Raw genomic sequence first — 20,110 nt, 5'->3', positions numbered from 1 at the left:
TGGTGCTCCCCACAGCAGAAAGGGCACCGCCATGCCCAGGCCATTGCGCTGGATCCTGCCCGCGGCCGCCGCGCTGGTCGCCGCGATCGCGCTCACCACCGTCTCGACGCCCGCCTACGCCGCCACGCTCACGACGGTCGGCAGCTTCGGGTCGAATCCCGGCAACCTCACGATGTACTCGTACCGCCCCGACGGCCTCCGCTCGGGAGCGCCCGTCGTCGTCGCGATGCACGGCTGCACCCAGAACGCGACCGACTACTTCACCAACTCCGGCTGGCGCAAGTACGCCGACCTGTGGAAGTTCGCCCTGGTCCTGCCGGAGCAGAAGTCCGCCAACAACAGCACGAGCTGCTTCAACTGGTTCGAGACCGGCGACACCGCCCGGGGCTCGGGCGAGCCGCTGTCGATCAAGCAGATGGTCGACTACGCGGTGGCGAACTACGGCACGAACCCGGCGAAGGTGTACGTCACCGGGCTCTCGGCCGGCGGCGCGATGACGGCCGTGATGCTGGCCACCTACCCGGACGTGTTCGCCGGTGGCGCGATCATGGCCGGCCTGCCGTACCGCTGCGCCACGTCGATGACGGCCGCGTACAGCTGCATGAACCCCGGCGTCGACAAGACCCCGGCGGCCTGGGGCGACCTGGTGCGGGGCGCGTACTCCGGCTACTCCGGCGCGCGGCCCCGGGTCGCGATCTGGCACGGCACCGCCGACACCACCGTGGCCCCGGCCAACGCGACGGAGCTGCGCGACCAGTGGACGAACGTGCTCGGCGTCGGCCAGACCCCGACGTCGACGGCCTCGCTGCCCGGCGGCACGTCGCTGTCGAACTACGGGGACAAGGTCAAGGTGTACCTCGTGTCGGGCATGACCCACGCGACGCCGGTCGACCCCGGCTCGGCGACGGAGCAGTGCGGCACCGCGGGCACGTACTACAAGGACACCATCTGCTCGTCGTACTACCAGGCGCTCGACTGGGGCCTGTCGACCGGCGGCCCGACCACCGGCCCGACGACCGCCTCACCGACGTCCTCACCGACGTCCTCGCCGACGCCGAGCCCGACCCCGACGCAGGGCTCCGGCCCGTGCGTGCGCGCGTCGAACTACGCGCACGTGACCGCCGGGCGGGCGCACCAGACCGGCGGCTACACCTACGCAAACGGGTCGAACCAGGCGATGGGCCTCTACAACGTGTTCACCACCCACGGCCTGCGTCAGACCGCCGCCAACTATTACGTGATCGACGACACGGCCTGCTGAAGGGCCTCCTCGACGGCGCGGCGCGCGAGCCTTGCGCGCCGCCGCCCTCGCCCTTCGCCGGCGGCTATCCGGCCGACGACACGGCCTGCTGAAGGGCCTCCTCGACGGTGCGGTGCGCGAAGGGGAAGCCCTCCCGCATCAGCACCGCGGGGAGCACCCGCTGGCTGGCCAGGGCCTCGCCGCCGAACTCGCCGACGGCCACCTTCAGCGCGAAGCCCGGCACCGGCAGCAGGTTGGGCCGGTGCATGACCCGCGCGAGGGTCTCGGAGAACTCGGCGTTGGTGACCGGCTCGGGCCCGGTGAGGTTCACCGGCCCGGACAGCTCGCGCTCGAGCACGAACACGACCGCGGCGAGCCAGTCGGGGACGGAGATCCAGGGCAGGTACTGCCGGCCATCGCCCATCCGCCCGCCCGCGAAGAGCTTGAACTGCAGGTAGAGCGGCTTGAGCAGGCCGCCCGCCGGGTCCAGCGGAAACCCGGTGCGCAGCAGCGCCACCCGCGTCCCGGCGTCCTCGGCCGGCCGGGTCGCCGCCTCCCACACCTTGCACACGTCGGCCAGGAAGCCCTCGCCCGCGGGGGAGGACTCGTCGACGACCCGGTCGCCGGTGTCCCCGTAGAACCCGACGGCGGAGGAGTTGAGCAGCACCTTCGGCCGCTTCGGGGCCGCGGCGATCGCCCGCGCGAGGGTGCGCGTGGTGTCCACGCGGCTGTCCACGATCGTCTTCTTGTACTGCGCCGTCCAGCGCTTGTCCCCGACGCCCGCGCCGGCCAGGTTGATCACCGCGTCCGCGGCCGCCACGACCGTGCCGTCCAGCACCCCGGCGGTCGGGTCCCAGCGCACCTCGCCGGGCCGGGGCGGGCGCCGAACGAGCGGCGTGACCTGGTGCCCGGCTTCGCGCAGGTGCGGGATGAGCCGCTGGCCGAGAAAGCCGGACGCCCCCGCGATCAGGATCTGCATGAGGTCATCTTGCCCGGATCCGTCCCCGGAGAACATCAAGGGGCGCCCCGGCCCGCCGGGACGCCCCTTGATCGTCAGGTGCTACAGGCCCAGGTCGGCCTCGAAGTGCCCGGCCTCCAGGCGCTCCTTGATCGTGCCCAGGAAGCGCGCGGCGTCGGCGCCGTCGACGATCCGGTGGTCGTAGGACAGGGCCAGGTAGACCATCGAGCGCGGCGCGATGATCTCGCCGAGCTCCGGGTCGCTCACCACGACGGCCCGCTTGACCACGGCGCCGGTGCCCAGGATCGCCACCTGCGGCTGGTTGATGATCGGCGTGTCGAACAGCGCGCCCCGGCTGCCGGTGTTGGTCAGCGTGAACGTGCCGCCCGCGATGTCGTCCGGGCTGAGCTTGTTGCCGCGGGTCCGCTCGGCCACGTCGGCGATGCGCTTGGCCAGCCCGGCCAGGTTGAGGTCGCCCGCGTTCTTGATGACCGGGACGATCAGGCCCTTCTCGCTGTCGACCGCCATGCCGAGGTGCTCGGCGTCGTGGTAGGTGACCGTGCCCGCCTCGAGGTCGATCGAGGAGTTCACGCCGGGGTGCACCCGCAGCGCCTCGACCGCCGCCAGGGCGAAGAACGGCAGGAACGACAGCTTCACGCCGTGCGTGGCCTGGAACTGCGCCTTGGCCTTGTCGCGCAGCTTCGCCACCTTCGTCACGTCGACCTCGACGACGGTGGTGAGCTGGGCCGAGACCTGCAGCGACTCGACCATCCGCCGCGCGATGAGCGCCCGCATCCGGCTGAGCTTCTGCGTCTGGCCGCGCAGCGGGCTCGGGGCCGCCTTCGCCGCCGCGGCGGTCGAGCCGCCGGTGCTCGCGGCGGCCGGGGCGGCGGCGGGCGCCGGCTGGGCGGCGGCCTCCTTCGCCTTGGCGGCCGCGTCGAGCACGTCCTGCTTGCGGATGCGCCCGCCGACGCCGGTGCCGGAGAGCTGGGCGAGGTTCACCCCGTGCTCGGCGGCGAGCTTGCGGACCAGCGGCGTGACGTAGCCGGCCTCCTCGGCCGAGACCTTGCCGTTGCCGCTCGCCGGCGCGGCGCCGGCCGCGGTGACGTTGGTGGCCGGCCCGGCCTGCACCGGCGCGCTCGCGGCCGGCTGCGGCTCGGGCGCGGCGGCCTTCGGCTGCGGCTTGGGCTCGGGCTTCGGCTCGGCCTTGGGCTCCGGCTTCGGCTTCGGCTCGGGCTTCGGCTCGGGCTTGGCCTCCGCCTTGGGCTGCGGGGCGGGCTCGGCCTTCGCGGGCGCGGCCCCGGCGGCGCCGATCACGGCCAGCTCCGCGCCGACCTCGACCGTCTCGTCCTCGGGAACCTTGATCTCCAGCAGCGTGCCGGCGACCGGCGACGGGATCTCGGTGTCGACCTTGTCGGTGGAGACCTCGAGCAGCGGCTCGTCGGCCTCGACGCTGTCGCCGACCTGCTTGAGCCAGCGGGTGACGGTGCCCTCGGTGACGCTCTCGCCGAGCGCGGGCATCTTCACCGACGTGCCCTCGCCACCGCCGGACGAGGTCGCGGCGGCCGGGGCCGGCTCCTCCTGCGGCTCCTGCGCGGCGGGCTCCTCCTGCGCGGCGGGCTCTTCCTGCTCCTCCGCCGGCTCCTGCGCGGGCTCGGCGCCCCCGGAGGCCTCCGCGGCGTCGCCGCCGATGACGGCGAGCTCGGCGCCGACCTCGGCGGTCTCGTCCTCCTGCACGACGATCCGGGTCAGCACCCCGGCCGCCGGGGAGGGGATCTCCGTGTCGACCTTGTCGGTCGAGACCTCGAGCAGCGGCTCGTCGGCCTCGACGTGGTCGCCCTCCTGCTTCAACCAGCGGGTGACGGTGCCCTCGGTGACGCTCTCGCCCAGCCGGGGCATGGTGACCGATACCGGCATGTGAAACGACTCCTCGTACTGTGCTTGGTGGCGGTCGGATGCCTGATCAGTGGACGTGCAGCGGCTTGCCGGCCAGCGCCAGGTGCGCCTCGCCGAGAGCCTCGTTCTGCGTGGGGTGCATGTGCACCAGCGGGGCGACGTCCCCGGGGAACGCCTCCCAGTTGTAGATCAGTTGAGCCTCGCCGATGAGTTCGCTCACCCGCGCGCCCACCATGTGGACCCCGACGACGGGGCCGTCCTTGACCCGGATCAGCTTCACGAAGCCCGCGGTCCGCAGGATCTGGCTCTTGCCGTTGCCGGTCAGGTCGTACTGGACCGTCTCGATCTTGTCGTCGCCGTGCAGCTCGCGGGCCTTGCCCTCGTTGAGCCCGACGGAGGCGACCTCGGGCTCGGAGTACGTCACGCGTGGGATGCCCGACTCGTCGAAGACCTGCGGCTGCTGGCCCGCGATCTCCTCGGCCACGAAGATGCCCTGCTGGAAGCCGCGGTGCGCGAGCTGGACGCCCGGCACGATGTCGCCGACGGCGTAGATGCCCGGCACGGAGGTGCGCAGCCGCTCGTCGGTGATGACGAACCCGCGCTCCATCTTCACGCCCTGCTCCTCGTAGCCGAGGTTGGCGGTGGTCGGCCCGCGACCGACGGCCACGAGCAGCAGCTCGGCCTCGATCGTGTCGCCGCCCTGGATCGACACCTTCACGCCGCCGTCGGTGCGCTCGACGCCCTCGAAGGGCTTGCCCACCTTGAACTTGATGCCCCGCTTGCGGAACGCCCGCTCGAGCGCCTTCGAGCTCGCCTCGTCCTCGACCGCGAGCAGCCGGGGGAGCGCCTCGACGATCGTGACGTCGACGCCGAAGGACTTCCAGGCGCTGGCGAACTCGCAGCCGATGACGCCGCCGCCGAGGATGATCGCGGAGGCCGGCACGTGGTCCAGCCCGAGCGCGTGCTCGCTGGTGATGACCCGCTCGCCGTCCACGACGAGGCCGGGCAGGGTCTTGGAGTAGGAGCCGGTGGCCAGCACGATGTTCTTCGCCGTGTACCGCGTGCCCGCGACCTCGACGGCGTCCGGCGCGACCAGGCGCCCCTCGCCCTCGATGAGCGTCACCTTGCGCGCCTTGGCCAGGCCCTGCAGCCCCTTGTACAGCTTGGTGACCACGCCGTCCTTGTAGGCGTTCACGGCCTTCATGTCGACGCCGTTGAACACGGCCTGGATGCCGAACTGGTCCGCCTCGCGGGCGGCGTCGGCGACCTCGCCCGCGTGCAGCAGCGCCTTGGTCGGGATGCAGCCGCGGTGCAGACACGTGCCGCCGAGCTTGTCCTTCTCCACCAGCGCGACGGACAGGCCGAGCTGGGTCGCGCGGAACGCGGTCGCGTAACCGCCGCTGCCGCCGCCCAGGACGAGAACGTCGAAGGAGTTGGCGTGTGGGTCGCTCACGAATTCTCCCAGGTGATGCACGGGCCCATCGGCTCGTGACGGTGCGAATCGGGGGTTCGCCCTTCGCATGACGATCCTTGGCCATCTTGTCACTTGCCCTGCTCGCCTGCGACAAAGGGGCGGCTTCGTAGGGTCCCGGGGACCGGTCGTGACGTCGTACCCTGTGCACGAGCTGTGCACCGACTCGACGAAGAGGAGCGATCGTGGCTTGGTTCCGCCGACGCAAGCCGGCAGCGGGAGGGCGTGCCGCCAGCCGCGAGGACCTGGCTTATCTGGAGGAGTTCGTCCGATCCCGGCGGGGCGTGGAGGGCTTCATCGAGCCGCGCACGACCGTGACGGAGACGACACTGCTGCTCATCGCCCACGACGGCGAGTGGACCCGCCGGCGGATGGAGAGCCCGCAGGCGGCGCGCCAGTTCGCGCACCGCCTGAGCATGCCCGTCTACGACATTGCGCTGGTGGGATACCCCCAGCGCTGGCGGGACTACAACGCCCGCAACAAGAACGCCTGACTACACCGGCTGGGCTGACGACACCGGCTTACTGCTCGGACGCGATCTCTTCCACCAGCTCGACCAGGGTGCGGACCGGGACGCCGGTGCCGCCCTTGGTCCAGTAGCCGAAGGGCTCGCCGGTGTGGTAGCTGGGGCCCGCGATGTCGATGTGGGCCCACTGCACGCCCTCGGTCACGAACTCGGACAGGAACACGCCGCCCTGCAGCATGTGCCCGGCGCGGTCCATCCCGGCGTTGACCTGTGAGATGTCCGCCACGTCGGAGTCCATGCCCTTGCGCACGTCCTCCGGCAGCGGCATCGGCCAGGCCGGCTCGCCGGTCCGCTCGCCCGCGTCCCGGACCCGCTCGCACAGCTCCGGCGTGCCCATGACGCCCGCGATGCGCTTGCCGAGCGCGATCACCTGCCCGCCGGTGAGGGTCGACACCTCGAACAGGTAGTCGGGGTCGTCCTCGCAGGCCCGGGCGATCGCGTCGCCGAGGATCATGCGGCCCTCGGCGTCGGTGTTGAGCACCTCGACCTGGGCGCCGCTGTACATCCGCACGACGTCGCCCGGCCGGTACGCGCTGCCGGAGACCATGTTCTCGGCCATCGGCGCGTACGCCACGACCGCCACCTTCGGCTTGAGCTGGGCGATCGCGAGCATGGTGGCGACCACCGCGGCGGCGCCGGACATGTCCGACTTCATCTCCCACATGCCCGCGCTCGGCTTGATCGACACGCCGCCGGTGTCGAACGTGATGCCCTTGCCGACGAGCGCGACCCGCCGGGTGGCACCGGCCGGCTCGTAGGCCAGGCGCACCAGGCGCGGCGCGGCCGCCGAGCCGAGGCCGACCGCCAGGATGCCGCCGTAGCCCTGCTTGGCCAGGGCCTTCTCGTCCAGTACGGACACCTCCAGCGACACCTCACGCGCCGCCGCCGCGACCTGCTCGGCGAACGCGGGGGGCCGCAGCTCGTTCGGCGCCGTGTTGATCCAGTCCCGGGTGCGGGCCACCGCGGCGCCGAGCACCCCGGAGCGCTTGAGCGCGGCCTTGGCCGCCCGGGCGCCCGCGTCCGGCACGTGCACGAGCACCTTGCGCAGCGGGTCCCGGCGACCGGCGGCGGGCTTGGACTTGTAGCCGGCGAACCGGTACGCGCCCAGCAGCGCGCCCTCGGACACGGCCCGCAGCCCGGCGCTCAGCGCCGCGGGGCCCGTCTCGCCGTCGTCGGCCAGCGGCAGCACCAGGGCCGCCGAGGCCGATCCGGCCAGGGCCCGGGCCGCGGCCCCGGCCGCGCGGCGCAGCGACTCGGCCGAGGGCGCCCGGCTCGCGTCGCCGCCGGTGGGGGCGCCGAGGCCGACCGCCACCACGAGCGGGGCGCTCACCGCGCCGAACGCGGCGAGCTTGGTCACCTCGCCGAGCGCGCCGGTCGCACCGAGCACCCGCAGGGTCTCGGCGAGCCCGCCGCCCGGCCGGTCGCTGAACGCCGCCGCGACGCTCTGCGCGCCCGGCGCGAGCACGAGCTTCGCGTCGGGGCTGTCATCGGCGTACACACCGATGACGACGGCGTCGGCGGCAAGGGTCGCTGGGTCGGTGTCGACCAGGGTCAGGGAGGTCACTGGTGCTCCACATCACTGATGGTTCGCTGCGCTTCGGCGGCCGGACCGTTCACTGCGGGGTCGCCGCAACTTCAGCATGCCGCCGAATCGGGTGCAGGACACGATAACCAACGCGATAGGTTGCGGGCATGACCCAACCCTTGCGGCACCCCGCGTTGTATCACCGCCATGCGGCGCTCGGTGCCAAGTTCGCGGCGTTCGGCGGCTGGGAGATGCCCCTCGAATACGCCGACGGCGGCGTGCTCAAGGAGCACACGGCCGTCCGCGAGAACGTGGGCGTGTTCGACGTGTCCCACCTGGGTAAGGCCCGGGTGCGGGGTCGCGGCGCGGCCGCGTTCGTCAACGCCTGCCTCAGCAACGACCTCGACCGCGTCAGCGCGGGCCAGGCGCAGTACACCCTCTGCCTGGACGAGACCGGGGGCGTGGTGGACGACCTCATCGCGTACCGGTTCGGCGACGACGACGTCTTCCTCATCCCGAACGCGGCCAACACCGCCGAGGTGGTCCGCCGCCTGACCGCCGAGGCGCCGGCCGGCATCGGCGTGGTCGAGCAGCACGAGATCTTCGCCGTGCTCGCCGTGCAGGGCCCGCGCTCGGCCGAGGTGCTGGCCGGCCTCGGCCTGCCCACGGACCACGAGTACATGAGCTTCACGGTCGCGTCCTACGAGGGCACCGACGTCGTGGTCTGCCGCACCGGCTACACCGGCGAGCACGGCTACGAGCTCGTCGTGCCGTCCCACGACGCGCACACCCTGTGGGACGCGATCGTCGCGGCCGGCGCCCGCCCCTGCGGCCTCGCGGCGCGCGACACGCTGCGCACGGAGATGGGCTACCCGCTGCACGGCCAGGACCTCTCCCTCGACATCACCCCGGTGCAGGCGCGCTCGGGCTGGGCCGTGGGCTGGAACAAGCCGGCGTTCTGGGGCCGCGAGGCGCTGCTGGCCGAGAAGGCCGCGGGCCCGCGCCGGGTGCTCTGGGGCCTGGAGGCGCTCGACCGCGGCATCCCGCGCGCGCACATGGCGGTGCTGGCCGCGGACGGCACCCAGGTCGGCGAGGTGACCAGCGGCACGTTCTCGCCCACCCGCAAGGTCGGCATCGCCCTGGCGCTGATCGACACCGCGTCGGGCGTGCGCGAGGGCGACGAGGTGGCGCTGGACGTGCGTGGCCGCCGCTGCGCGGTCCGGGTCGTGAAGCCCCCGTTCGTGAAGTCCTCGGTCAGGTAGCTCCGTCCGGTGGCGCAGTCCGGAAGCTCGGTCAGGTAGCCAGCACGACGAGCGCGGCGGCCGTCGACAGCTCGATGGCCGCCCCGATCACGTCCCCGGTGATGCCGCCCAGCCGCCGCCGGGCGTGGGCCGTGAGCGCCCCCGCGACGAGCACCGCGGCCAGCACGGCCCCGGGCCCGCGCCAGGGGTCGACCAGCACGCCGAGCCCGCCCGTGACGAGGATCACCAGCCCCAGCAGCCACCCCGGCACCGTCTGCGCGACCAGCGCCCCGAGCCCCCCGGGCCGGGCGGCCGGCAGGCCCCGGCGGCAGGCCACGGTCGCGCCCAGGCGCCCCGCCGCGAACGCGAGCACGACGGCGATCGGCATCCGGTCCAGCAGCGAGGTGGCGGCCGCGGCGTCCACGAGCAGGACGGCGGCGATGGCGGCGACCCCGAACGGCCCGATGTCGGACTTCTTCATGATCTCCAGGGCCCGCTCGGGCCCGGCGTAGGAGCCGAGCCCGTCGGCCGTGTCGGCCAGCCCGTCGATGTGCAGCCCGCGGGTGAGCAGCAGCCCCAGCGCGACGAGCACGGCCCCGCCGAGCAGCGGCGCCGCCCCGAGCCGCACCAGCCCGCCCGCGAGCAGCGCCAGCACCAGCCCGAGCAGCGCCCCGGCCAGCGGGGCCAGGAGCATCGCGACCCGCGCGGTCGGCCGGTCGACCCGGTCCGCGCGCACCGGCGCGACCGTGAACAGGCTCAGGGCGAGCCTCAGTCCTCCCACGACGGCTTCACGTACGGCATCTCCGCCGTCGGCGAGTCCGCCACCACCCGCTGGATCTCCGCCTCGATGTGCTCCTGCTCGCTGAGCCCGTCGGCCCCGTCCCCGTCCCCGGCGTCGGCCCCGGCCTCGTTTCCGGCCGAGCGCAGGGGCGTCGCGGCCGCGATCGTCAGGGCCGTGTTGATCAGCGGCAGCGCCGCGAGCGCGGTGGCGCCCTCGCCGAGGCCGAGCCGCAGCGCGAGGAACGGCGCCGCGCCGAGCACGTCCGCGGCCAGCTTCACGGTCGGGTTGTCGCCGTGGTCGGGCATCATCATCCAGTGCCGCGTCTGGGCGCCGTAGTCGCGGGCCACCAGCGCGGCCGCGATCGCGACGGGCCCGTCGACCAGCAGCGGCAGCCGGCGGGAGGCGGCCCCGAGCACGACGCCGGTGGCGACCGCGATGTCGCCGCCGCCCAGCATCGAGAGCATCACGTGCGGTTCGCGGCTGCGCGTACGAATGCGATGACGGGCGTCGCGAATGGCGCCGACCTTGCGGATCCAGGCGGCGTCGTCGACGAAGCCGGAGGAGTCCACGACCCGGCCCAGCAGGGCGGCCGGCTCGGCGCCGGTGAGCACCGCCACGATCGCGGCCGCGGCGGCGTCCGACCCGGCCCCGCAGGCGCCCAGGACCAGCAGGTCCACGCCCTCGTTGGCGGCCGCGTCGGCCAGCCGCCAGCCCAGGGTCAGCGCCGCGTCGACGCCGGTGTCGTCCAGCGCGTCGTGCAGCTCGGCCGGGCCCGCGGACGGGCAGTCGATGGCCTGGACGCTCGCGCCCGCGCCGGCGGCGAGCATGGCCAGGGTGCCGTTGCCCTCCACGACCTCGTTCAGGCGCCGGTCGGCGGCCTCGGCGGAGTCCCCGGCCGCGAAGCCGCCCGTGCGGTCGCCGCGCAGGACGAGCACCCGGGGCTGCTGGAACGGGCGAGGGTCGGGCCGGCCCTGCACGCCGCCGGCGAAGCGCACGACGGGCACGAGCCCGCCCAGGCCGGCGCCGTTGAGCCGCAGCGTGAGCAGCCGCTCGGCCGCCTCGTGGGCGGTCGACTCGTCGGGCAGCGGAAGTTCCATGCCGGGGGAGAACGAGAGCGTGTCGCCGCCGTCGGCGGTGGACAGCACCGAGCCGGCCCCGGTCGAGGAGAAGACGAAGGGCTCAACGGGGGCCGCCGCCGGCTCCTGCGGCTTCGGGGTCTCGCGCGCCCCGGCGTGCTGCACCAGCTCGCCGCCGCGCAGCCACGAGACCTCGCCCGCCACCACCAGGGCGACGCCGTCGCACGCGGCCGCCACGCGCTGGTTGAGCAGGCCGCTCGCGTCGGCGAAGGTCCGCCCGGCGTCGGTCGCCGGCAGCACGCCGAGCCCGACCTCGGGCCCCACGAGCACCAGCAGCCCCGCGCCGCACGAGCGCACCGCGCCGGCCAGCGCCGCGATCGGCTCTTCGGCGGCCGCCGGGTCCGACCAGTCGCCGGCGGTGTCGTACACCACGGAGAGCCAGTTGCCGAGATCGTCGACGAGGATCGTCTCCTCGCTCTTCGCCCCGGTCAGCAGCTCGGCCAGGCGGTCGGGGGAGTCGCCGACCTCCTCGGTGACCCAGGACTCCGGGCGTCGCTGCCGGTGCGCGGCGATACGAGCCGCCCAACCGCCGTCCGACGTGCGCTCTTGCGCGGTCGCGACATAGCGCACCGCACCGGCCCCGGCGACGAGCGCCTCCGCCACTTCCGACTTCCCGGACCGGATTCCTCCGAGCACCAGCAACCGCATGCCCCGTACTTTAGAGGGACACCGGTGGCCGGACTCGGCTCAGGGCCACGCGGCCGATACGCTCGAAGTCTTCTACCTGGGACAGGAGTGTGACCATGGCGTGGACATGGCAGTTCGAAGACGCGGAGCGAGGGCCCGTCGATGGCCCCAACGAGGCGTTTTCCAGCCAGTCCGACGCGGAGTCGTGGCTCGGGCAGGCCTGGCGTGACCTGGTGGCCAAGGGCGCGGCGACGGCGATCCTCACCGAGGACGACCGCACGGAGTATCGGATGAGCCTGCTGCCGGCTGGGGGTTGACGGTGTCGTACGGGCACTACGGCAGCCGGGTCGGCCGGCTGCCGCGGGAGGCGTTCCGGCCCAGTGCGATCTTCCTGGGCCTCATCGCCCTGCTGGCCGTGAGCGGCTGGATGGCCTGGGCCGACTTCGGCGACGCACAGTTCAACGTGTTCCTCTTCGTCGCGGCGGGCTGGGCGGTCTCGCTCTGCCTGCACGAGTATTCGCACGCCCTGGTCGCGTTCAAGGGCGGCGACGACGACATCGCGCACCGCGGCTACCTGACGCTCAACCCGCTGAAGTACTCCCACCCGCTGCTGTCGATCGTGCTGCCGCTGGTGTTCGTGATCCTCGGCGGCATCGGCCTGCCCGGCGGCGCGGTCTGGGTCAACCACGGCGCCATCCGCAGCCGGTTCGTCGACAGCCTGATCAGCTTCGCCGGCCCGGCGATGAACCTCGTGCTGGCGATCCTGCTGGTGCTGCCGTTCAGCTTCGGCCTGGACACCGGCGAGCACCCGGTGTTCTTCGCGGGGCTGGCGTTCCTGGCCCTGCTGCAGCTGACCGCCTGCGTGCTCAACTTCGTGCCGATGCCGGGCGTCGACGGCGGCAACCTGATCTACCCGTGGCTGTCCCCGCAATGGCAGCGCGGCTTCAACCACGTGGCGCCCTGGGGCATGCTCATCCTGATCGCGCTGCTGTGGTCGCCGCAGATCAACCATTACTTCTTCGAGTTCGTGTACTGGCTGGGCGACCTGATAGGACTCCCGTCCTACCAGGCCTCCCAGGGTGCCCAGCTGTTCCGCTTCTGGAACCGCTACTGACGGCTACGGTCGCTCGGCGGGGCTCTGCGTCATCGCGGGGTCCCGCTGCACGATCGGCTCCAGCGCCTCGTCGATGCGCTTGAGCAGCTCGGCGTCGAGCTTCACGCCGGACGCCTTGACGTTGTCCTCGAGCTGCTCGGGCCGGGTCGCGCCGACGATCGCCGACGACACGTTGGGGTTCTGCAGCACCCAGGCCAGCCCGAGCTGGGCCATCGACAGCCCGGCCTGCTCGGCCAGCGGGCGCAGCTGCTGGACCGCGGACAGCACGTCGTCGTGCATGAGGCGCGAGATGAACGCGGCCCCCGACTTCTCGTCCGTCGCCCGCGAGCCCGCCGGCGGCGGCTGACCCGGCTTGTACTTGCCGGTGAGCACGCCCTGCGCCAGCGGCGAGAAGACGACCTGGCCGATCCCGAGCTCCTCACAGGCCGGGACGACCTCGGCCTCGATGACCCGGTAGACGGCCGAGTACTGCGGCTGGTTGGACACCAGCTGGATGCGCAGCTCCTTGGCGAGCGCGGCCGCCGCGCGGATCTGCTCGGCCCGCCACTCCGACACCCCGATGTAGAGCGCCTTGCCCGAGTGCACCACGTCGGCGAACGCCTCCATGGTCTCCTCGAGCGGGGTGTGGTAGTCGTACCGGTGCGCCTGGTACAGGTCCACGTGGTCGGTCTGCAGCCGGCGCAGCGACCCGTCGATCGACTTCATGATGTGCTTGCGCGACAGGCCGCTGTCGTTGCGCCCCTGCCCGGTGCGCCAGAAGACCTTGGTGAAGATCTCCAGCCCGTCGCGGTCCTGGCCCTTGAGCGCGTCGCCCAGCACCACCTCGGCGCGGGTGCCGGCGTAGACGTCGGCGGTGTCGAAGGTCGTGATCCCGAGGTCGAGGGCGGCGTGCACGCAGGCCGTGGCCTGCTCGGCCTCGACCTGCGAGCCGTGGGTGATCCAGTTGCCGTATGAGATCTCGCTGACGAGCAGCCCGGAACGGCCGAGGTGTCGAAACTCCATGCTCCGACCCTATGCCCCGGGTGTCGCTACATGACGGGGCGGGTGTCGGCGAGCAGCCGGTCGATCTCGTCGGTGACCCCGGTCCGGCTCGCGAACGTGGCCTGGATGATGATCCGCCCGCGCCGGTCGAGCGCGCCCCAGCGCTGCGAGTCGTCGAGGATCAGGAACGCCACCGGGTGGATCATGATGGTGTGGTGCACGGGCGGCACCAGCACCCGGCCCGAGCGGTCGACGACGCCCTTGCGCCCGTCCAGCGACACGACGGCGAGGCCCTCGTCGCTGAAGCCGTCGATGTAGCGCCCGTCGAGCAGCGCCGTGGCGAAGCCGTCGTACTGGAACTGCACCACGACCCGCCCGACGGAGTCCACGGCCCCCCAGTAGGGCCCGCGGCGCACCGCGGCCACGCCCCGCCGGAACGGCCGCACGTCGTCGAAGCCGGTGGAGATGAGCACCGTGTTGTTCTTGTCGATCGCGATCCAGCCGGTCGTACCGTCACTGGACACCCAGGCGACCCCGTCGGAGAAGCTGCCGACCCCGATGTACCCGGCCGTCGGCTCGATCAGCACCCGGCCCGAGTCGTCGATGAGCTCCCAGGTCTGCGCGCCCTGCCGCTGGACCCAGGCCACCCCGTCGCGGAACGGCTGCACGTCGAGGTATCCGGGGCCGATCACGAAGTTGCCGTCGGGCTCGATGTATCCCCACCGCTGGGTCTGCTCGTCGAACGCGGGGGAGGGGGCGCGGCGGATCTGCAGGATCTCCTCGCGGCTGCGCGGGTACGGCCCCCAGCCCTTCTCCGCGACCCGCCGGAACACCGCGTCGAGCGCGAGCTCGGTCTGCGCGATGAGCTCCGGGTCCTCCTCCTTGCGCAGGTCGAGGGCCCGCTCGAAGTGGTTGCAGGCCTCCATGTACCGCCCCTGGTCGTACGCGCACCGACCCGAGTGCTGGTGCATCGTGGCCCGCAGCCGGTCGGGCAGCTCCGAGGAGTTCGCCAGCGTGAACAGCCGGTCGGCCTCCTCGAACTCCTCCCGCCACTGCAGCACGTGCGCGAGCCGGGCCTGCGCGATCGCGATGCGCCGCAACTCCCCGGTCGCCTCGGCGTGCGCGAGCGCGAGCTTGCCGTCGGCGAACGCCTTGGGCAGATCCCCGAGAATCCGCGACACAACGGCACGAAGGCTGAGCAGCCGCGCCCGCGTCGGGTTGTCCTCGACCCGGTTGAGCTTGGCCGTGAGCTGATCGCGAATGTCGGTGAGCTGCGTCACCTCATCGCCCTCGATCTGCTCCCGCAGCGTGTCGGGGTCGAACCTCCACACGAAGGTCGCGAGCACCTGCTCGGGATCGGGCCCCCGCTCGTCGGCGGCCTCGGCCCGAGGCCCGGGCGGCGAGGTGGGCGCGATGGCCGCGAGCTCGGGCGGAAACCCTTCGGCCCCGGGCCGCACGATCGGCAGATACCCGGTGGCCTGCAGCCCGTCGACGCCGGCCCCGGTGACCCGGCCGGACTGATAGGTCCCCATGGACGTGCCGGAGGCAACCGCGGGCGGGGGAGCGTCGCCCACTTCCACGAACTCCACCCGAATACCAGACGAGCCCACCGAACCACCCAAGTCCCCACTGCCGGGCCCGTCCTGGTACCCCGGCCGCCCACTGTCCACGGGCGCGTCACTCGAGCGCCCACCCTGCATCGGCGCACCGCTGACGGGCGCGTCGGAGAGCGGCCCACCACTCACGGGCGCGTTGTTCAGCGGCCCACTACTGACGGGCGCGTTGTTCAGCGGCCCACCACTCACGGGCGTGTTGCTCACGGGCGTGCCATGCGCTGGTCCACCGCTCACGGGGGCGTTGCCCATGGGTGCGCCGTACACCGGTCCACCGCTGACCGGCGCGTCACTCGTCCTGGCACCGTGCATCGGCGCACTGCTGACGGGCGCGTTGCTCAACGGCCCCCCGCTCACGGGCGCGGCACTGACCGGCGCGTTCCGCATCGCCGGCCCGGCCGCTTCGTCCCGTACCGCTGGAGGCCCGAAGAACGAGTTCGTCAGCGGCAGATCTACGGAATGCCCGGATGCGGCCGGTCCAAGGTCGATCGGTCCACCGCCGATCGGCCCGCTGCTGACGGGAGCATTGCTGAGCGGTCCACTACTGACGGGCGCGTTCGAGAGCGGCCCACTGCTGACGGGCGCGTTCGAGAGCGGCCCACTGCTGACCGGCGCGTTGGAGAGCGGCCCACCACTCACGGGCGCGTCACTCATCGGAGCGCCATGCATCGGCACGCTGCGCACAGGCGCGTTGGAGAGCGGCCCACTACTGACCGGCGCATTGCTCAACGGCCCACCACTGACCGGCGCATTACGGTCCGAATCGCCGCCGACCGGCGCATGGCGCGGCCCGCCACCGGCCGGGGCACCATGCATCGGCGCGCGGGCCGGTGCGCCGCTGACCGGTGCATGCCGGGGCGGCCCGCCACTGGTGGGCGCACCATGCATGGGCGCACCACTGACCGGCGCGTCACTAGTCCTCGCACCGTGCATCGGCGCACTGCTGACCGGCGCGTGACGGGGCGGCCCGCCACTGGCCGGCGCACCATGCATCGGCGCACCACCACTGACCGGCGCGTCACTCGGTCTCGCACCGTGCATCGGTGCACTGCTGACCGGCGCGTTGCTCAACGGCTCATTGCTGAGGGGCATCCCACTGACGGGCGCCCCACTGATCGGCGCTCCGCTGATCGGCGCGTTGCGAGGCGCCCCGTAGACACCTTGCCCACGCTCGGCCGCCGGCGCCCCGTACATCCCGCCGCGCTCGCCCCCGACACTGGCCCGCCCGGACGAGCGCCCTGGAGCCACCGGCCCACCCTGCGGATTCCGAGGATGCCCAGGAGCGTCCCGCCGCACGCGCGGAACCTCATCGGTCGGCTCATCGAGCGCCCGGCTACGAGGCCGCCCGTACGCCGTCCCTGGAGCCCGCCCCAACTCCCGAGGGTCCCGCGACTCCCGGTAACCACCTTGCTCGGCGCGCCTATGCCGATCGTCATAACCGCGCGGATCCCGATCACGGGCATCACGGTCAAACTCCCGGCCCCCGCGCTCAAAGCCACGGGGGTCCCGCCGGTCGTCATAGCCCCGGTCTACATAGCCCGAGTCGTCATACCCCCGGCCGTCGAAGCCGCGGCCGTCAGAACCACGGCCGTCGGAACCACGGCCGTCAGGCCCACGGTCGTCAGAACCACGGTCGTCAAAGCCCCGGCCGTCGTATCCCCGGTCATCACGGCCCCGCACCTGACGGCGGCCCCGATCGTCAAAGTCTCGCGGATCACGCCGTTCGCGGTCGTCATAGTCGCGGGAATCACGCCGCCCGCGGTCGAATTCGCGCTGCTCCCGGTCGTCGTACCCCCGGCTAGCACGCTCGTCATAACCCCGCGGCTCGCGATCCCGCCCATCACGATCTCGGCCGCCGTGGTCACCCCGGTCGCGGATGTCGCGGTCGCGCGCATCGCGATCCCTGGCGTCGCGGACGTCACGGTCACGCGGATCGGCGTCCCGGGCATCGTGGTCGCGCGGATCACGTTCCTGAGCGTTGCGGTCGCGCGGGTCGCGGTCACGGGGATTCTGCCGGTCGTCATACTCGCGTCGGCGGCTATCCCGGTCGTCATAGCCGCGGTCGTCGTGGCCCCGGGCGTCCTGGCTCCGGGTGTCCTGGCCCCGGTCGTCATAGCCCCGGACGTCGCGGCTCCGGGCGTCCTGGCTCCGGGCGTCCTGGCCCCGGGCGTCCTCGCGCCGGCGGTAGTCGTCCCGGTCCCGGCGCTCGTCGTACCCGTGGCCGCCATACGCACGGTCACGATCCTCCTGGCCATGACGGTCGTCATAGCCGCGCTCGTGAGCCTGCTCGCGCCCAGGCTCGCGGCTGGGATTGCGACCGGGTCCGCGGCCGGGCTCGCTGGTGGCATCGCGGCCGCGGGCATCGCGGCTATGCCGATCGTCATAACCGCCGTCGCGGGTCGGCCGGTCGTCATAGCCGTTGCGCGCATCCGAGCCATGCCGGTCGTCATGGCCGTTGCGCGGGTCCTGGCTATGCCGGTCGTCATAGCTGCGCTGATCGGAAGCCTGCTGGCCGTATCCGGGCTGGTCAGAGCCCTGCTCGCGAGGCCCGCGACGGCGAGAGCCAGGCTCGTCGCGGCGCTGTTCCGGCACCCGGCCCCACGGCATCGTCGGCACGGCCGCCCAAGTGGGCGCGGCGGTTCCCGGCTCTTCCCCCGGGTACTCGTCGCTCACAGCTTCGCTCTCCTCGCCACACTCCGGCACACCGCACGCGTCGGCGTCCGCCGCGCGCTACCCGGTGAAAATCGTGGGCCGGTCGCGAAGGGAGGGTACGGCCTCGCACCCTCCCACCGCCACCGTCGCCGCCGAAACGTGTCCGCGAGCTGCGGTGGGTCAGATGGCCTGGCCGATCTTGACCTGCGGCTTCGGGTTGCGGATGAAGCGGAACGAGATCGAGCGCATGATCGCGTAGAGGTAGAGCGATCCGAGGCGCTCGTCGGTGTCCGGGAAACGCTGCTTGACGAGCTTCTTCACGGTGCGCGAGATCATGAAGCCGTCGACCGCGGTGGCCAGCAGCATCACGAAGAACAGCGCGTTGGCCGCGAGGTAGATGCTCTGGTTCAGGTTGCGGTTGAAGCCGACGAGCATGACCAGGAACGTGGTGCCGAAGAAGAAGGTGCCGATCGTGCGCCGCGAGTCGACGATGTCGCGCACGAGCTTGCGCACGGGGCCCTTGTCGCGCTTGAGCAGGTAGCGATCGTCGCCGTTGGCCATGCCCTCGCGTGCCTCGAGGCGCTCCTGCCGCTGCTTCTCGCGCAGCCGCTTGGCCGCCTCCTTGCGGTCGGCGGCGGGCGGCTCGGGCAGCCGGCGCCCCGCGATCACGCGCTTGGGCGTCTTCTGGCCGAGGTCGCGCTTGCTCGGGGTGTGGCCCTTGGGACCCACCTCCGACTCGGGCTCCGACACGACGACGGAAGCGGCGGGCTCTTCTGGCTTGCGGCGAAACAGCGACGGCACGACACGAAGGGTAGCCGAAGCCGCCGGAGATCAGCACCGTCGGCTTCCTCTCAGCGAAATCTCGGCCGAAATCCTTCAGCAACGCGAGGTTCGCGAGGTGGCACGACGACACAACGCCGCCGTCCGGGCCAGGCCCGGACGGCGGCGGAGAGAAGAAACGGAAGACGGAGAGAAAACAGCAGGACAGGAGCTCAGCCGAGCTCGACGTGCGCCCCGAGAGCGTTCAGCTTGCCCTCGAAGTCCTCGTAGCCGCGCTGGATGAGCTTCACGCCGTACACGCGGGAGGTCCCCTCGGCCGCCAGCGCCGCGATCAAGTGGCTGAACCCGGCGCGCAGGTCGGGAATCACCAGGTCGGCCGCGTGCAGCTTGGACGGCCCGGCGATGACCGCCGAGTGCATGAAGTTGCGCCGGCCGAAGCGGCACGGGGTGCCGCCCAGGCACTCGCGGTACGTCTGGATCGTCGCCCCCATCTGGTTGAGGGCGGCGGTGTAGCCGAGGCGCCGCTCGTACACGGTCTCGTGCACGATCGACAGCCCGCGGGCCTGGGTCAGCGCCACGACCATCGGCTGCTGCCAGTCCGTCATGAACCCGGGGTGGACGTCGGTCTCCATGGCCACGGCCTTGAGCTCGCCGCCCGGGTGCCAGAAGCGGATGCCGCCCTCGCCGGGAGTGTCGTCGATCTCGAACGCGCCGCCGACGGAGGTGTACAGATTCAGGAAGGTCATCATGTCGGACTGCCGGGCGCCCTTGACGAACACGTCGCCGCGGGTGGCCAGCGCGGCCGCGCCCCAGCTGGCGGCCTCGATGCGGTCGGGGATCGGCCGGTGGCTGTAGCCGGTCAGGCGCGGCACGCCCTGGATCTCGATGACCCGGTCGGTGTGCACCTTGATGATCGCGCCCATCTTCTGCAGCACGCAGATGAGGTCGATGATCTCCGGCTCGACGGCCGCGTTGCGCAGCTCGGTGACGCCCTCGGCGCGCACCGCGGTGAGCAGGATCTGCTCGGTGGCGCCGACCGACGGGTAGGGCAGGTGCAGCTTCGCCCCGTGCAGCCCGTCGGGGGCGGTGATGTCCATGCCCTTCTCGGACTTGTCGACGACCGCGCCGAACTCGCGCAGCGCCTGGATGTGGAAGTCGATGGGACGGCCGCCGATGTTGCAGCCGCCGAGGTCGGGGATGAAGGCGTGGCCGAGGCGGTGCAGCAGCGGGCCGCAGAACAGGATCGGGATGCGGCTCGAGCCGGCGTGCACGTTGATCTCGTCGACGTTGGCCGACTCGACGTCGGAGGTGTCGAAGACGAACTCGCCGTCGAGCGCGCCCCGCGTGACCTTCACGCCGTGCAGCTCGAGCAGGCCCGTGACCACCTCGACGTCGCGGATCGCGGGGACGTCGTACAGCCGGCTCGGGGTCTCACCGAGCAGTGCGGCGACCATCGCCTTGGAGACGAGGTTCTTGGCGCCGCGCACACGGAGCTCGCCGTTGAGCGGCGTGCCGCCGTGCACGGTGAGGACGTCACCGGCGTCGTAGTTGGTCACGGAACCCCTCCT

The 20,110-nt window shown here is 72.5% G+C and carries 17 protein-coding genes; 6 read left to right on the top strand and 11 right to left on the bottom strand.

What is annotated here, in order from left to right:
* Positions 1–31 precede the first annotated feature (31 nt).
* On the top strand, positions 32–1,261 hold the full coding sequence (locus ABT369_RS23945; protein WP_350615043.1) for an extracellular catalytic domain type 1 short-chain-length polyhydroxyalkanoate depolymerase: 1,230 nt from the start codon (positions 32–34) through the stop codon (positions 1,259–1,261).
* Between the two features lie 64 nt (positions 1,262–1,325).
* On the opposite strand, the gene ABT369_RS23940 is transcribed toward ABT369_RS23945, so the two are convergent.
* The 3 genes from ABT369_RS23940 to lpdA form a co-directional block, all read right to left on the bottom strand.
* Positions 1,326–2,219 carry a TIGR01777 family oxidoreductase gene (locus tag ABT369_RS23940; protein ID WP_350615041.1) on the bottom strand — a complete coding sequence of 298 codons (894 nt, stop codon included), beginning with the start codon at positions 2,217–2,219 and terminating at the stop codon, positions 1,326–1,328.
* 81 nt (positions 2,220–2,300) lie between these two features.
* A complete protein-coding gene (gene sucB / locus ABT369_RS23935; protein WP_350615038.1) occupies positions 2,301–4,115 on the bottom strand; it encodes a 2-oxoglutarate dehydrogenase, E2 component, dihydrolipoamide succinyltransferase in 1,815 nt (604 codons plus the stop codon).
* A 46-nt stretch (positions 4,116–4,161) separates the two neighbouring features.
* Entirely contained in the window at positions 4,162–5,547 is a 1,386-nt protein-coding gene (gene lpdA, locus ABT369_RS23930) for a dihydrolipoyl dehydrogenase (protein ID WP_350615036.1), read from the bottom strand.
* A 203-nt stretch (positions 5,548–5,750) separates the two neighbouring features.
* Between lpdA and ABT369_RS23925 the strand changes: the two genes are divergently transcribed.
* A complete protein-coding gene (locus ABT369_RS23925) occupies positions 5,751–6,059 on the top strand; it encodes a hypothetical protein (RefSeq protein WP_350615034.1) in 309 nt (102 codons plus the stop codon).
* Between the two features lie 28 nt (positions 6,060–6,087).
* Here ABT369_RS23925 and ABT369_RS23920 read toward each other — a convergent pair whose 3' ends face one another.
* A complete protein-coding gene (locus ABT369_RS23920; protein ID WP_350615032.1) occupies positions 6,088–7,656 on the bottom strand; it encodes a leucyl aminopeptidase in 1,569 nt (522 codons plus the stop codon).
* Between the two features lie 128 nt (positions 7,657–7,784).
* Here ABT369_RS23920 and gcvT point away from each other — a divergent pair, with 128 nt between their 5' ends.
* Complete coding sequence (gene gcvT, locus ABT369_RS23915; RefSeq protein ID WP_350615030.1) at positions 7,785–8,879, top strand: glycine cleavage system aminomethyltransferase GcvT; 1,095 nt, start codon at positions 7,785–7,787, stop codon at positions 8,877–8,879.
* Positions 8,880–8,910: 31 nt separating this feature from the next.
* On the opposite strand, the gene ABT369_RS23910 is transcribed toward gcvT, so the two are convergent.
* Together ABT369_RS23910 and ABT369_RS23905 are read right to left on the bottom strand one after the other, a co-directional pair.
* Entirely contained in the window at positions 8,911–9,639 is a 729-nt protein-coding gene (locus tag ABT369_RS23910) for an adenosylcobinamide-GDP ribazoletransferase (protein WP_350615028.1), read from the bottom strand.
* Entirely contained in the window at positions 9,627–11,423 is a 1,797-nt protein-coding gene (locus ABT369_RS23905; protein WP_350615027.1) for a bifunctional adenosylcobinamide kinase/adenosylcobinamide-phosphate guanylyltransferase, read from the bottom strand. The genes ABT369_RS23910 and ABT369_RS23905 overlap by 13 nt, the downstream gene beginning before the upstream one ends.
* 95 nt (positions 11,424–11,518) lie before the next feature.
* Here ABT369_RS23905 and ABT369_RS23900 point away from each other — a divergent pair, with 95 nt between their 5' ends.
* Both ABT369_RS23900 and ABT369_RS23895 read left to right on the top strand, forming a co-directional pair.
* Positions 11,519–11,719: a hypothetical protein gene (locus ABT369_RS23900; protein WP_350615025.1), complete on the top strand. Its 201-nt coding sequence runs from the start codon at positions 11,519–11,521 to the stop codon at positions 11,717–11,719.
* Positions 11,720–11,721: 2 nt separating this feature from the next.
* Positions 11,722–12,516, top strand: a complete 795-nt coding sequence (locus ABT369_RS23895) for a site-2 protease family protein (RefSeq protein WP_350615024.1) — start codon at positions 11,722–11,724, stop codon at positions 12,514–12,516.
* A gap of 3 nt (positions 12,517–12,519) precedes the next feature.
* Here ABT369_RS23895 and ABT369_RS23890 read toward each other — a convergent pair whose 3' ends face one another.
* Positions 12,520–13,518, bottom strand: a complete 999-nt coding sequence (locus ABT369_RS23890; RefSeq protein ID WP_350615022.1) for an aldo/keto reductase family protein — start codon at positions 13,516–13,518, stop codon at positions 12,520–12,522.
* A gap of 26 nt (positions 13,519–13,544) precedes the next feature.
* Positions 13,545–15,086 (bottom strand): WG repeat-containing protein, encoded by a 1,542-nt coding sequence (locus tag ABT369_RS23885; protein WP_350615021.1) that lies wholly within the window; start codon positions 15,084–15,086, stop codon positions 13,545–13,547.
* 274 nt (positions 15,087–15,360) lie between these two features.
* Between ABT369_RS23885 and ABT369_RS23880 the strand changes: the two genes are divergently transcribed.
* Entirely contained in the window at positions 15,361–16,068 is a 708-nt protein-coding gene (locus ABT369_RS23880; protein ID WP_350615020.1) for a hypothetical protein, read from the top strand.
* A 571-nt stretch (positions 16,069–16,639) separates the two neighbouring features.
* Here ABT369_RS23880 and ABT369_RS23875 read toward each other — a convergent pair.
* From ABT369_RS23875 to murA, 3 genes are all read right to left on the bottom strand, one after another.
* Positions 16,640–17,560 carry a hypothetical protein gene (locus ABT369_RS23875; RefSeq protein ID WP_350615019.1) on the bottom strand — a complete coding sequence of 307 codons (921 nt, stop codon included), beginning with the start codon at positions 17,558–17,560 and terminating at the stop codon, positions 16,640–16,642.
* Between the two features lie 382 nt (positions 17,561–17,942).
* Entirely contained in the window at positions 17,943–18,563 is a 621-nt protein-coding gene (locus ABT369_RS23870) for a DUF3043 domain-containing protein (protein WP_350615017.1), read from the bottom strand.
* 191 nt (positions 18,564–18,754) lie between these two features.
* Positions 18,755–20,098 (bottom strand): UDP-N-acetylglucosamine 1-carboxyvinyltransferase, encoded by a 1,344-nt coding sequence (murA, locus tag ABT369_RS23865; protein ID WP_350615016.1) that lies wholly within the window; start codon positions 20,096–20,098, stop codon positions 18,755–18,757.
* Positions 20,099–20,110 lie beyond the last annotated feature (12 nt).

The sequence above is a fragment of the Dactylosporangium sp. NPDC000244 genome (assembly GCF_040300725.1).
In the GTDB taxonomy this organism is placed as follows: domain Bacteria; phylum Actinomycetota; class Actinomycetes; order Mycobacteriales; family Micromonosporaceae; genus Dactylosporangium.
Note: the sequence above shows the minus strand (reverse complement) of the source record. Positions and strands in the feature narration are given on the sequence as shown.

Bases quoted from the DNA above. Each gene is read 5' to 3' on its own strand.
- ABT369_RS23900 (WP_350615025.1), top strand. From the start codon at position 11,519: ATGGCGTGGACATGGCAGTTCGAAGACGCGGAGCGAGGGCCCGTCGAT.
- ABT369_RS23875 (WP_350615019.1), bottom strand. From the start codon at position 17,560: ATGACGACCGGCATGGCTCGGATGCGCGCAACGGCTATGACGACCGGC.
- ABT369_RS23945 (WP_350615043.1), top strand. From the start codon at position 32: ATGCCCAGGCCATTGCGCTGGATCCTGCCCGCGGCCGCCGCGCTGGTC.
- gcvT (WP_350615030.1), top strand. From the start codon at position 7,785: ATGACCCAACCCTTGCGGCACCCCGCGTTGTATCACCGCCATGCGGCG.
- ABT369_RS23905 (WP_350615027.1), bottom strand. From the start codon at position 11,423: ATGCGGTTGCTGGTGCTCGGAGGAATCCGGTCCGGGAAGTCGGAAGTG.
- ABT369_RS23890 (WP_350615022.1), bottom strand. From the start codon at position 13,518: ATGGAGTTTCGACACCTCGGCCGTTCCGGGCTGCTCGTCAGCGAGATC.
- ABT369_RS23940 (WP_350615041.1), bottom strand. From the start codon at position 2,219: ATGCAGATCCTGATCGCGGGGGCGTCCGGCTTTCTCGGCCAGCGGCTC.
- ABT369_RS23880 (WP_350615020.1), top strand. From the start codon at position 15,361: ATGGGTGCGCCGTACACCGGTCCACCGCTGACCGGCGCGTCACTCGTC.
- sucB (WP_350615038.1), bottom strand. From the start codon at position 4,115: ATGCCGGTATCGGTCACCATGCCCCGGCTGGGCGAGAGCGTCACCGAG.